This window comes from Pseudomonas sp. KH_046_1, assembly GCF_057839025.1.
Genome location: NZ_CM174481.1, coordinates 2,271,335 through 2,284,041, shown reverse-complemented (window position 1 = coordinate 2,284,041; position 12,707 = coordinate 2,271,335). Strand labels below are relative to the sequence as shown.

10 protein-coding genes and 2 pseudogenes are annotated in these 12,707 nt (G+C 52.1%); 9 read left to right on the top strand and 3 right to left on the bottom strand.

Annotated features, from left to right (window positions below):
* Positions 1–122: 122 nt before the first annotated feature.
* The 8 genes and pseudogenes from AC3IT9_RS10630 to AC3IT9_RS10595 all read left to right on the top strand — a co-directional run bounded on the left by AC3IT9_RS10630 (position 123) and on the right by AC3IT9_RS10595 (position 9,338).
* A complete protein-coding gene (locus AC3IT9_RS10630) occupies positions 123–365 on the top strand; it encodes a hypothetical protein (protein WP_151213079.1) in 243 nt (80 codons plus the stop codon).
* Positions 366–1,301: 936 nt separating this feature from the next.
* Positions 1,302–2,687 carry an NfeD family protein gene (locus AC3IT9_RS10625; protein ID WP_191624951.1) on the top strand — a complete coding sequence of 462 codons (1,386 nt, stop codon included), beginning with the start codon at positions 1,302–1,304 and terminating at the stop codon, positions 2,685–2,687.
* A 3-nt stretch (positions 2,688–2,690) separates the two neighbouring features.
* Positions 2,691–3,473: pseudogene (locus AC3IT9_RS10620) on the top strand (slipin family protein).
* Positions 3,474–3,632: 159 nt separating this feature from the next.
* Positions 3,633–4,064, top strand: coding sequence for a hypothetical protein (locus AC3IT9_RS10615; RefSeq protein WP_150758666.1), 432 nt, complete (start codon positions 3,633–3,635; stop codon positions 4,062–4,064).
* Between the two features lie 651 nt (positions 4,065–4,715).
* Positions 4,716–5,060, top strand: a pseudogene (locus tag AC3IT9_RS10610) (2-hydroxycarboxylate transporter family protein); the annotation flags it as partial.
* A gap of 433 nt (positions 5,061–5,493) precedes the next feature.
* Positions 5,494–5,943, top strand: a complete 450-nt coding sequence (locus tag AC3IT9_RS10605; RefSeq protein ID WP_489272958.1) for a carbohydrate-binding protein — start codon at positions 5,494–5,496, stop codon at positions 5,941–5,943.
* Between the two features lie 314 nt (positions 5,944–6,257).
* On the top strand, positions 6,258–6,467 hold the full coding sequence (locus AC3IT9_RS10600) for a hypothetical protein (protein WP_489272957.1): 210 nt from the start codon (positions 6,258–6,260) through the stop codon (positions 6,465–6,467).
* A gap of 396 nt (positions 6,468–6,863) precedes the next feature.
* A complete protein-coding gene (locus tag AC3IT9_RS10595) occupies positions 6,864–9,338 on the top strand; it encodes a P-loop NTPase fold protein (protein WP_489272956.1) in 2,475 nt (824 codons plus the stop codon).
* A 105-nt stretch (positions 9,339–9,443) separates the two neighbouring features.
* Here AC3IT9_RS10595 and AC3IT9_RS10590 read toward each other — a convergent pair whose 3' ends face one another.
* Complete coding sequence (locus AC3IT9_RS10590) at positions 9,444–9,959, bottom strand: lysis system i-spanin subunit Rz (protein WP_489272955.1); 516 nt, start codon at positions 9,957–9,959, stop codon at positions 9,444–9,446.
* Complete coding sequence (locus AC3IT9_RS10585; protein WP_489272954.1) at positions 9,956–10,378, bottom strand: cell wall hydrolase; 423 nt, start codon at positions 10,376–10,378, stop codon at positions 9,956–9,958. Before AC3IT9_RS10585 ends, AC3IT9_RS10590 begins: the two co-directional genes overlap by 4 nt.
* 61 nt (positions 10,379–10,439) lie before the next feature.
* Here AC3IT9_RS10585 and AC3IT9_RS10580 point away from each other — a divergent pair, with 61 nt between their 5' ends.
* The gene (locus tag AC3IT9_RS10580; RefSeq protein WP_489272952.1) at positions 10,440–12,467 is read left to right on the top strand and encodes an acyltransferase family protein; all 2,028 of its coding nucleotides are present in this window, start codon (positions 10,440–10,442) and stop codon (positions 12,465–12,467) included.
* A gap of 63 nt (positions 12,468–12,530) precedes the next feature.
* Here AC3IT9_RS10580 and AC3IT9_RS10575 read toward each other — a convergent pair whose 3' ends face one another.
* Entirely contained in the window at positions 12,531–12,707 is a 177-nt protein-coding gene (locus AC3IT9_RS10575; RefSeq protein ID WP_489272950.1) for a hypothetical protein, read from the bottom strand.

Sequence of the window (12,707 nt, the reverse complement as noted above, 5' to 3'; positions counted from 1 at the left end):
GACAGTTCAAATCACCGTCGATATCAGCCCTTCTCAAAGGGCAGTAACCGGCCAAAAGTGGACCTTGAGCTGGCCATCAAATACTAGGCTTACTCCTCTCTCCTCTCTTTACGGCGAAGTGAATGGACACTCTAAGCAAGCTTGAAATCGAGGAGGTTCTCTCGGGCCGACTGCCTAACTGCACAATTTCCTGCTCGATTAATCCGGATAGCAGCCTCTCCGTAGACGTTATCGGTCCAGAATCCCATCAATTCACGATCATCAATATCGATCGGCTCCAGTATCACGGCGACGCGGGCATCAACAGGCTCGTTCGCGAGATCCTGGAAGAGATGGTCATCTCGCGGCAGTCCTCCAATCTTTGAGATCGCACTGTCAGTTGCCATTAAGCCGATAGGCTCTAGGCCTCACAGCTCGCGCCTGTGACCGCACGTGCATAGGCTATCGTCGCAACCTCTATCAAGGTCTTGCGCTCTTTCGAATCAATAATTCCTTTCTCCCGAAAATTGTCAGCGAGTCGAAGCAGTTCGTCGTACTGCTCCTGCGCATCCATCTGTTCTTCGGGGGTTCATCAGCAACTCATGCCAAGCGGAATACGCCCGTACCTTCATGTCATCGTGCATGGTTCTTCTCCCAGGTGTTTTTCGGTAGAAGTCGGAATAATGGAAGAAATTCACCGCATTGGACGTATGGCGTGACGCACAAATGCGCCGGGCTTTCTCGTATCAGCGACATGCTTTTCACGAAACGCTCACAGAATGGAGCGCAGATTGAGCTGACGAAAGGATTCGACCCCATACCCATACAGAGAGCCCGCTGTACGCGGGCTTTTTGTTTGTAATCTTCAAACGCCTCGACCTGCGTCGTCCCGCACGAAACCAAAGTGCACTGTTCCGTACGGCCTCCCAAGCTACCCGAGGTAAAACCTCCTCGTCCTCGAAAGACTGTTTATTTAATGTATTCAAAGATATAGCAGAGTAAAAATTCATACCCGACTCGCATTCTGACAAGATAATACAACTCATTGTAATTTAAAGATTTTTTAGAGTTTTCTACTAACCTTTTCCTAGCATCTGCCGATGGCTTTTTACAGGACACAGGGAGCAGTAGGAATGAGAAACAATCAACCAGTAATGCAGCGTGAGGTCGCGCTTGCACCCCTACAAAAACTCATATCCACAACTGAAGCGCCCCTATCTCCATAGACAATGGACTAACCGCCGCGCCTGTATCGCCCATGGCTGATTCAACTACGCTTTAGTAAGGTTGAAGACTGCCGAACCCGCAACTGGGAGGGTCCCGTGAACAGTCACTGGTGGCGCCGCCTGCTCTTGGTGATGATTCTGGTCTGGCTACCGACGGTTTCGGCGACGGCTGCGGGCAGTGTCGTGGTCCTGACCGTCAACGATGCTATTGGCCCGGCCAATGCCGACTACGTCGTGCGCGGCCTGACGCGTGCGGAGACCGAGGGCGCACAGTTGGTGGTCATCAAGCTCGACACCCCGGGCGGGCTTGACACTTCGATGCGCTTGATCATCAAGGCGATTCTGGCCAGCCCTCTACCAGTGGCCAGCTTCGTCGCCCCCAGTGGCGCACGTGCGGCCAGCGCCGGCACCTATATCCTATATGCCAGCCACATTGCCGCCATGACCCCGGGCACCAATCTAGGCGCCGCTACGCCGGTGCAGATCGGCGGCCTGCCCGGGACCGCGCCAGATCCACCGCGTCGACCAGCCGCACCTGCCACCGACAAAAACTCACCGCCCGAGCCGCTGGATACCCTGACTCGCAAACAGATCAACGATGCAGCAGCTTACATCCGCGGCCTAGCGCAACTGCGCGGACGTAACGCCGACTGGGCCGAACAAGCGGTACGTGAATCGCTCAGCCTGTCGGCCGACGAAGCGCTCAAACTCAAGGTGGTCGATTATGTGGCCAATGACGTGGCAGACCTGCTCAAGCAACTGGACGGTAAGAGCCTGAATGTCGCCGGTCAGACGTTAAAGCTGAAGACCACCGGGACTGCACTCATCGATCATGCGCCTGATTGGCGCACAAAACTGCTGGCGGTGATCACCAACCCCAGCGTGGCATTGCTGCTGATCATGTTCGGGGTCTATGGATTGATATTCGAATTCATGAACCCGGGATCGGGCGTCGGTGGGGTACTCGGTGGCATCTGCCTTTTGCTGGGGCTGTATGCGCTACAACTGTTGCCTGTGAATTACGCCGGGGTCGGACTGATTCTGCTAGGGCTCGCCTTCATGATCGCTGAGGCATTTCTACCGAGTTTTGGTGTAATCGGCTTCGGTGGGGTAGTTGCCTTTGTAGTCGGTGCAGTGATTTTAATGGACACCGATGTGCCAGGCTTCGGCATCCCGTTGACGCTGATCATCGGCGTGGCACTGATCAGCGCCCTGTTGTTGATGACTCTGGTCGGCATGGCGCTCAAGGCCCGACGCCGTGCCCTGGTCAGTGGCGATGCGGGCTTGGTCGGCAGCCTGGTCACGGTGACGGGGCTGTTGCCTGGCCTGCCTATGAGCGGCTGGGTACAACTACAGGGCGAAAAATGGCAAGTGCAGAGCCGCTCGCCCCTGCATCTGGGCCAACAGGTCCGGGTGGTGGCGCGCACGGGCGTGCTGCTGGACGTCACTGCGCTGGATGAAACGCCACCGCGAGGAGGTTGATTTATGTTCGTCGAATTGGGTTTTGGCGCGCTGCTAGCCCTGCTCCTTGTGTTGGTGTTCTCGGCCATCCGAATTCTGCGCGAATACTAGCGCGGAGAAGTGTTCCAACTCGGGCGCTTCTGGCGGGTCAAGGGCCGGGATTGATTCTGTTGATTCCGATGGTGCAACAGATGGTTCGCGTGGATTTGCGCACCGTGGTGCTCGATGTGCCGACACAGGATGTGATTACCTGCGACAACGTCTCGGTAAAGGTTAACGCAGTGCTCTACTTTCGGGTTCTCGACCCACAAAAGGCGATCATTCAGATCGAAGACTTCCTTATGGGCACCAGCCAGTTGGCGCAGACTACCCTGCGGGCCGTGCTCGGCAAACACGAGCTTGACGAGCTACTCGCCGGGCGAGAACGACTAAACACCGATATCCAGCAAGTGCTCGATGCCCAGACCGATGCCTGGGGGATCAAGGTGGCGAACGTCGAGATCAAGCACGTCGACCTCAATGAATCGATGATTCGCGCCATCGCCAAACAGGCGGAGGCCTAGCGTGAACGGCGGGCCAAGGTGATACATGCTGAAGGGGAATTGCAGGCTTCGGAGAAAGCTCATGCAGGCCGCCGAAATGCTTGGGCGCCAGCCTGGTACCATGCAGTTACGCTATATGCAGACACCGGGTGCCATCGCCGGGGACAAGAGCTCGACCATTGTATTTCCATTGCCGATTGAGTTTTTGAAAGGAATGGCTGTTGGCGCCGCCGCCGAATTGACTCAGTTGCCGAGATGTCATTGACCCTGTCTGATCCCTTGCGAACCATTGCCTGTGCTGGCCTTGTTCCGGTTAGAGGTGAGTCAGTATTCCATAGGCATGTGGGTCAATTCGACGGCGGCGCCAACAATCACCCCTACAAAGTCAGCCGCTATAGCGGCAAGGAATCGCTATGCCTGAAAAATGAAGAAGGCTTGGCCAGAATGCTACCGCTACATCGACATCATTGGGCCAGAGGGTCTTGAGGTGCACTGCATCACCTACCAGGTGATTGGCGAAACCGCGCAGTGCTACTACATCGGTGAGCATACCTGCGACCTGGTCAGCGGCCCGCAATACAGCTGGACCGCCGAAGCTGTGAAGAAGCGTCGCAAGCGCGTACTGAAGGAAGGCGGCAACTGGGGCCACCGCTTCGACTACACCGACAAGGCACTGGCGCTGCGATCGTACAAGGCGCGTAAGTCTTGGCAGATGCGGCACGCGCAATTATCGATGGGGCCTGCCAGGGCGGCTATTGGGTACTTCGGCAATCTCGACGTTGAAAGCACGATTCCTGTCAAGACCGTGACGATCCCGAACGAATACATTCAGGGCTTGGGCTGGGGGGATTGCTGATGATCCTCCTACCAATAGCAGCGCCGCGCTATATGCTCTGGCTCATCTACAAGGGGCCGCGACGGTAAGGGTTCACCCCACCAGTCACCTCAGGGGAGAGAGCGTGTACGCAACTGGCGAGGTGAACCAATAAACCGTAGCTCACCTTCAAAGTGTGCCTGACGCCCTTCATCTGATTTCCACAATCCAATGAGCACAGAAGGTGCTGCGGAATTATTTCTAAAATGCGGATGACTGCCCAGGCTGACTCTCCTCCTGAATAGCGTTCGCTCGATTTGGCAAAACCACATTCCCTGTCGCGATTTTGCGTGCGCAACTGACACCCCAAGTTAGCGCAGTTGTCATGGTGTCGTTGGGCAAGCAATCGTGGGCCTCCTCAAACAGTGGAGCTCCGTTTTTGTAGTACACACCGATAAAAAGTTGCGTTCTTCCCTTCCTGGAAATTCTGGTCTGAACGTCGACAGTAGTGCCGTCTCTGAGCACCTCTTCGTAGGACCGACAGTGCAACTCGCAGTCAGCCCACAGCCAATACGCGGAACCTCTACGCATCATCTTTGCGGCCTCCTTCCTATTCGAATCTCGAAGAAATCAACAGAGAAGGAAACAAATAGTACGGCAAATGGTGAGTGTCAATTTCCGAACGGTAGACATTTGTCGGCCGCTTTCATCTGGCCGATCATGATCGGTCTCGGCATGCTCTATGTACCGCTGGATAGCGTGGTAAAGGTGTTCTCGGTTGGCTATGTGCTGGTCTGCGTATCGGTTGTGGGCTCGATGACAGTCGCGGGTTTCTTTATTGGCAAAGTGATGAAGATGCATCCCATCGAGTCGGCCATTGTGACCTGCTGCCACAGCGGTCTCGGAGTCACTGGAGACGTAGCAATTCTCTCGGCCTCCAATCGGATGTCGTAGATGCCTTTCGCTCAGATCTCGACGCGCATTGGCGGTCCATCGACGGTAATTCTCGCAACTATTTTGTTAGGTATTTTCGCTTGAATGGATAGGAGGCGCCACGATGCAGGCAATACCTGATGAGGCGCCAGCATCAGTTGCAGCCCAAATGGAGCGTTGAGGATTCCACCCAGAGCCAGTCGTTTTGTAGGGGTAAAAACGCCTAAAAATAAAAAGGGGTCACGAGATAAAACCTCGCAACCCCTTGAATTATATGGTCGGGACGGAGTGATTCGAACACTCGACCCCTAGCACCCCATGCTTGGGACTGAACACGACTAACCAACTGTTTTATAAAGAAAAAGCATTCTATTTCGTGTGGCAAATCAATCGTATTTTTGTGCTTATGCAAACGGTAAACCGTGGCTTGCAGCGGAGGTTTTGCGCGCGTTCTTTTTAAATCGAGAAGCCCCTCACAAACACCACCTATGATGACTACTGAGGTAACTAAATCATCACCAAGTAAAAGGAGAAATTCATGAAAGTAGCATCAGGGCTTCTTTTGGCGGCGTTGAGTATGAGTGTCGCCCATGCAGAAACGATTGAGATTCGTGCTCAGGATTACATTAGTAACCAGAATGTCGCAAGCGGTGCCCCTGATGGCTATGGGGACTGCATTGTCACTAGAAGACCGGGGAAATTGCCTACGTCTGCCGAATACGAATTCAAAGTAACAGAAGCAGGCAAATACCAACTGGTGATGAGCTACGCGGCCTTGGACCCGCGGCCTGTGTCAATCAAAGTAAACGGACAGAACATTTCCAGCAATGCAGCATCTGCCCCGACGGGAGGATGGTTTGAGGGCAATCGTATCGATTCTAAAGAAGGCATAATTAAGCTTGAAGCAGGCGAAAACAAAATTGTAGTTTCCCGTGATTCAGATTTTCCACACATCCACAGCCTTACAGTAGTCGGACCACAACAATAGCGGAGCGGAGCTGATAACTCCTGGACTTTTCTCCTACCGGTAACAAGTCGGTATTCATGGGTTCATCACCGGTAGGAGACATGACCACCACCATGTCAAGGTGACCCCGAAACCAATACAGGCCATTGATCCATAAGGAAATACAGTGATTTTTGGCAGGTGCAAATCCGCCATACCAAGCCATAAAAATCAATAACTTAGCGTTGTATATTCCTACAGTAGTTCCCCTCCCTGGCATCCTGCCGAACGAGTTTAACAAATCTCCCATTACATTTTTCTGACTGCTACGCTGAGCTCCTCACGGAGGATTCGCGATGCCCAATTCAGACCTGCTCCCTTCCCTGCTATACAAGATCAACGAAAACCAGCTGGCTCTCGAAGCCGCAATTCTGGAGCTTTCGAACTGGGTCGAGCAGCGCGGCTCCGCGGACGTCGCCGACAATGTTCGTGGCGCCCTGGAAGCCATCGATAAGAACGAAGAGTTCATCAAGATGACGCTCGCGGTTTTAATGACGCTCGAGTGAGTGAGCGCGACCGAAGCCTCCACGACGGAAACTCTGCTACGCCAAACAGTGGCGAACCACAGTCTGGACCTGCCACACATTTGCGATGCGTGAGGAAAGGCTCGGCCTACGTGGACTCAATCCACTTGTGTGGGGGGAGTGATAAGAGACCGAAATTGTTCTAGCGATGGGTTTTGCATCTCATCAGAACAACCCGGTATGCTAGGGAAATGGGGAGTGGTGGCGAATGGCTATCCGTGACAATTTCTATGAGGCTAGGTGATTAAGACCCCGCCTCTGACGTGCATCGGCGGGGCTCATCTGAAGCAACAACCAAAGCCGCTAAGCTCTCATCATCCTTGCATCCTTCAGTACGTTTGGTTTTTCTTCAGTGAAGTCTTGATAGTAGAGGGATCTATGCCAAATGCAATATCCGAACTGCTTGCAGTCGGTAAAAAAATTGATTTTGAGAACGTGAATGAAGCGGAAACACGGCTCAAGCTCATCGACAAGGTACTTTTCGAGGTTCTCGGATGGACTCACAATGACGTACAAGTCGAAGAGCGTGTTTCCGAGGATGGGAGTACGACGTATGCCGACTATGTAATACGAACAGCGAGCACAGCATTCATTTTAGAAGCCAAAAAGGTCGGTGTCGCGTTTAAAACACAAGCAAAGGACAGGCGTTTAAAACTAACGAAATCCAATATCTTCGGTGACCTTGAGGAAGCCGTAATACAAGCGCGTGATTATTGCCGCAAGCTGGGCATTCAGTTTGCCGTCGTGACCAATGGCAATCAATGGGTCGTTTTTCCAGCAAATCGAACTGACCAAGTCACCTTTCAAAATTCCTACGCACTGGTCTTCAACTCACTTGAATCAATACTAGTTAGCGATTATTCGGAATTCACAGACTTACTGTCAAGAAACGCTGTCGTCAACTCAAGCCTTGAAAACATGCTCTTAGGCTACAGCGAAGACCAGGTGGAAGGTCGGCGCCTGAGAAACTTCTTCCAGAGCCCTAGATCAGAGTCTAGAAACTCGATCTATCCCCTAATCGAGACCGCGATCACAACTTCATTTTCGGATACCATCATCGAAATGGATCCGGAACTATTCGAAAGATGCTATGTGAATTCACCTGAGAAAATTAAATTTGACAGGCGAATTAATATGCACATATCAAAAAGTCAGCATTTATTTAGCTCTCAACCCGTCCGACCTATGCAAAGGAAGGATGCAAACTTTCTAAAAGAACGCATCAGGAATCTTCAAAGCAAATCCAAGCCGCTGGCAATAGTTATACTCGGAAGTGTCGGAGCTGGGAAAACCACTTTCTTGCACTATACCCGCAACGTGACTGCTGCGCCGGTCTTCGAGAAAAAACCAGGACAGGCTTATCCACACTGGATAGCAATTAATTTCCTAAAGTACACCAATGACAAACTTCCAGTTGATTACATTTATGAAGGTATAAAAGACTACCTCATCGATGATGCGTATTTCTCAGACTATCATCTATGCATCGAAAAAGCTTACAACAAAGAAATTGAAGCAATTAGGAAGGGACCTGCATTCCTGATTGCCCAAAACAAAGAGAAATTTGACGAACTAATAACAAAAAAACTTACTGAAGATTACGACAACATCAAGCCGTACGTCGACAAACTACTTAGCTACTCTACATCGCAAGCTCCAATTTTTTTGGTTATAGACAACATCGACCAATTGGAGGAGAAACTCCAGTCAAGTATTTTCACTGAGGCAGTTGCATTTTCGTCAAAACTTAATCTAAACCTCGTCATTGCTCTGCGTAGCTCTACTTACGTAGAACACCGCAACTCACCAGCCTTCAATGCCTTCGATTTCGATCCAATTCTCATAGAGCCTCCGAAAATCGAAGCAGTCTTATCGAAGCGTTTTTTCCTTGCCACTAATTTAATATCCGGTCAATCCGGAGACTTCACTTCTGAAAACGGCATGAAAGTTCATGTGGCCGACCTAGCCGTTCTTATTGAGTTGATACAGAGTTCGGTACTCGGAACAGATGTAGGAAGCCTTCTGGAAGTACTAGCCTCGGGAGACGTACGAAACGCGTTGAGAATGACCCGCGAGTTCATTGAACACGGATACTCAAATCCAGGCAAAGCATACAACACTCATAAATCAGGCGGAAAATACACACTACCTAAGCACGAAGCGCTAAGAGCCATCCTGCTGGGCAATCAGTCGGTATACAACGAGGCTTTTTCTCCAATTGGTAACCCGTATGACTCTCACCTAGAGCGAACCACTCTTCAACTCACTCGACTATTTGTATTATCAGCGCTAGTGCAATACTCTTCAGACGCTTCTTTCCAATATTTAGACGGGATAGAAATCAATAGATTTCTACGCTCAGTAGGAATTGGCGATGAAGTGGCATTAAAAGTTCTGAATGATCTATGTCGCTTCCGATTTTGTTATACCGGAGGCCACGGACCTGCCGATTTCAAATCGAGTTATTACCCGAGTCGACTGGGGGGATACATTATTAGAGACCTGATCGCAAACTTCATGTTTGTAGAGAACCTGATGATGGACACATTCGTTGCCGACGAAAAAGTCTGGGAACAACTTAACACTCTCGGCAGACAAATCTCTAACAGCTACAACAGCAGAACTATGCGCGTGTATTATCGCATAGAGCGAGTAAAAGCATTCCATGCTTACATGACTGATTTGTACTCTGTATTGTGCGACGAAGCTGTTAGAAGGGTCCTACCAAAAGAATGGCACGTCAATGTGCTAAAAGAAATCTATCCAGCTCTAGTGCTGAACATGAGAAACGCACTCGAGTCAGCCGAGCGAAACTACGGTCCTTTACCTGAAGCACTTATCAGACCTGTCTAAGTTGGACAATTTAAATAATGAGTGCCCTCTATTGGGCCCTCATCATCACCACCGATAGCGTCGGCAGCAATGTGCTCAAACAAGGTCGTAAGCTGATCAAGCCGGCTAACGACCTACTTCTCTGACATAAGCTTGGCACGCCGCCAGCGCAATCAATCCTTGGTCGCCGGCGTCGGTAATGGCGACAATTCGTTGAGCATGCGCTGGGTCAAGTCGGGCGCGCGTTCCTCCATAAACCACGCCACCGGCGCCGGTGCGGGTTGGCACTGAACAGCCACCGGCTGAATCCGTGGCGTCGAGAAGGACTGACAGCCGCAAATCAGAAGTGGCAAGGCGATCGCGCAGGCGCGCCTGGTTCGTTTGAGCATCGCTCAGCTCCTTGTAGTGGGATTGTTCGCTAGCCGACAGGTGCTGCTCGAGTGCCAGGCGCTTGTCCTGATCAGCACGAAGCTGGGCTGCGGCGGCAATGCTGAGCGCGTCGAGGTCTGACTGGTGCAGCCCGGCCTGCTCGGCCAGCCTCTTTCCATAACGCCAGTCCTGAACCTTCCAGATGCCACCAGCGGTGACCAGCACCAGCAGCAGAACGCCTGCGAGAGCGAGCTTCAGTGCACCAAGACTCATGGCACGTCCCTGAAGAAAACGTGGCCGCCCAGCTTGAGGGTCTGTTTCGCTTTCGCCGCCCAAGCCGGCGCCTTGATGGTGGTCGCGTAATAGTGCGTGGCACCGCCGGTGGGATCCGGCACCTTTCCATCGATCACCTGGTCAGCTGCAATCCGCGCCTGCGCGAGCTCGCGGAACGGGATCTGCTTGGCGCCACTCAGGTAGGCGAAGTTCGGGTCGTTCCTGTTCCAGCAGCTGAACTGGTACGGCATCTGGCACACACCGGCATAGCCCTCCCCCCACCACGACTTGGCCTTGCCGTCGTTGACCCGATTTCGGATGGTCCAGGCAACAGCGATCTGGCCGATGAGGCTTTCACCGCGAGCTTCGCCCCACAGTGTACGAGCAAGGACGTCGCGGTCTTTCTCTGTGAAAGTCATACATTTCTCCAGGCAAAAAAATACCCGCTCGGTGGCGGGAAAAGTTTGTGGTGCTGGTACGATGCTCAGCGCCCAAGCATGGCGTTTTAATCAAACGGATCTGCGAACACCAATGACATCTTTATCCGAATCGGTGCAGCCAGCGGTCGACAAGCACTTGAGTCACCCGAAGTACCGGCCAGATATTGACGGGCTGCGCGCAATCGCGGTGCTATCTGTTGTTGCATTCCATGCCTTTCCATCCTTGATACAGGGTGGGTTTGTCGGTGTTGATGTCTTTTTCGTAATTTCCGGCTTTCTGATTTCCAGCATCATTTTCGGCAGCCTTGAAAAAAATAGCTTCAGCTTCGTGGACTTCTATAGCCGCCGCGTTAACCGGATTTTCCCCGCGCTCTTACTCATGCTGGCTGCCACCTGGGCCTTCGGCTGGTTCAGCCTGCTCGCTGACGAATACACTCAGTTGGGCAAACACATTGCCGGTGGGACCGCGTTTGTATCGAACTTCGTGCTGCTGGGTGAATCCGGCTACTTCGATAACAGCGCCGAGACCAAGCTGCTTTTGCACCTGTGGTCGCTCGGGATTGAGGAGCAGTTCTATCTGGTTTGGCCGCTCATGGTCTGGGCCGCCTGGAAAGCCCGGATCAAGACGCTGATCTTGATTGCCCTGGTGGGCGGCATCTCGTTCACGCTTAATGTCATGAGCGTGCATACCGACCCCGTGGCGACGTTCTACTCCCCCCAGACCCGATTTTGGGAGTTGTTGGTCGGCTCATTGCTGGCCTACGTGACCCTGCACAAACACCATTTTTTCCCAGCGTGGAGAGACACAAGCGGCCCGACGGTTCGAAATATCCAATCGCTGGCAGGGCTGTCGTTGCTCGTCACTGCCTTTGCCCTGACCACGAAGAACAATCAATTCCCGGGCTGGTGGGCGCTGTTGCCAACCATTGGTGCGGCACTGATCATCGCCGCCGGGCCTTTCGCTTGGATCAACAAGACCGTCCTGTCCAACCGACTGCTCGTCTGGTTCGGCCTCATCAGCTTCCCGCTTTACCTTTGGCACTGGCCGCTTTTGACTTTCGCCAGAATCATGAACAGCGAGACGCCGAACACCGCTATCCGGCTTGCGGCAGTCATCGCCAGCGTGTTCCTGGCTTGGCTGACATATCGCTTCGTCGAAAAACCGATCCGCTACAGAGTAAATCCTCGGCGCGCCGTTGCAATGTTGTCGATCGCATTGATAGGTGTCGGACTCGCTGGTTATGCAACGCTGAAATTTGAAGGTTTGCCTTCGCGCTTCCCGGCAGACATACAAGGGATCGCGGGCTTCAAATACGAATTTTTAACAGATGCCCGCAACCCAGAATGTTGGATCGGAGTAGCGGCCCCTTACGATGGGTTCGCCGGGAAATGCCTAACCGAAGCCGGAAATAAACCCGGCGAAGGGATTTTAATTTGGGGCGATTCCCACGCTGCGAGACTCTACCCTGGCATCGCTGCAGTCATTGGAGATAAAACCAAGGTTCTTCAGGCAACGCGAAGCTCGTGCCCACCAATCTTGGATTTTTCTGATGCCATATGTACAGCGAGCAACAACTACATCTTATCGACTATCAAGAAAAGTCAACCGCATACAGTAATCCTCTTCGGAGCATGGGGCCGATACGGCGCTGACTGGAGTGCCGGATCTAAAGACCAGGCAAAGCTTTTGCACACGATAAACGAAATAATTGCATCTGGAATTCAGAACGTTATCGTTCTTGGTCCATCCCCGGAATGGCTTGACCCACTTCCTAAGCTTGTCTACAACAGCTGGAAGAACAGCTATCCGCGACACATAGTTCCGGAAAGAATGAGCGACCACCTCAATCCAGGAACAAAGATTGTGGACAACTATTTTCGGGAATTTATTCCAAAATCAGGAGCAACACTAGTCCCGCTTTATGATTTCTTATGTAACAGAGATGGCTGCATGACCCATATTGATGGATGTGTGAAAAAACTTACAACATGGGACTACGGCCACCTAACGACTGAAGGAGCGACATTCGTTGCTCAGAAATTTTTAGATCTCGGAATTATCAAATAACCGAGCGAAACTAGAGCCTTTCAAGGCGGGAAACTACATCAATGGTAGCCCGCCAGACCCAGATCACTGCGAAGCACTAGGCACGTGCGCCCCATAAACGCTCATTACTTTTGCAACATCCTCATCCTTCATAGAAGGATCGAATGTAAACGTCCCATCATCACCCCAAGAGAATGGGAGGCCGAGCAACCCGGCTGCCTTCAATTCATCCGAGAAGTTTTCGCCAATTTCATTGTCCAT

What these genes read in the sequence shown, in the direction of transcription:
- AC3IT9_RS10605 (WP_489272958.1), top strand. Translation starts at nt 5,494, where the DNA reads ATGAAAGTAGCATCAGGGCTTCTTTTGGCGGCGTTGAGTATGAGTGTC.
- AC3IT9_RS10585 (WP_489272954.1), bottom strand. Translation starts at nt 10,378, where the DNA reads ATGACTTTCACAGAGAAAGACCGCGACGTCCTTGCTCGTACACTGTGG.
- AC3IT9_RS10590 (WP_489272955.1), bottom strand. Translation starts at nt 9,959, where the DNA reads ATGAGTCTTGGTGCACTGAAGCTCGCTCTCGCAGGCGTTCTGCTGCTG.
- AC3IT9_RS10600 (WP_489272957.1), top strand. Translation starts at nt 6,258, where the DNA reads ATGCCCAATTCAGACCTGCTCCCTTCCCTGCTATACAAGATCAACGAA.
- AC3IT9_RS10575 (WP_489272950.1), bottom strand. Translation starts at nt 12,707, where the DNA reads ATGGACAATGAAATTGGCGAAAACTTCTCGGATGAATTGAAGGCAGCC.
- AC3IT9_RS10595 (WP_489272956.1), top strand. Translation starts at nt 6,864, where the DNA reads ATGCCAAATGCAATATCCGAACTGCTTGCAGTCGGTAAAAAAATTGAT.
- AC3IT9_RS10615 (WP_150758666.1), top strand. Translation starts at nt 3,633, where the DNA reads ATGAAGAAGGCTTGGCCAGAATGCTACCGCTACATCGACATCATTGGG.
- AC3IT9_RS10580 (WP_489272952.1), top strand. Translation starts at nt 10,440, where the DNA reads ATGCTCAGCGCCCAAGCATGGCGTTTTAATCAAACGGATCTGCGAACA.
- AC3IT9_RS10630 (WP_151213079.1), top strand. Translation starts at nt 123, where the DNA reads ATGGACACTCTAAGCAAGCTTGAAATCGAGGAGGTTCTCTCGGGCCGA.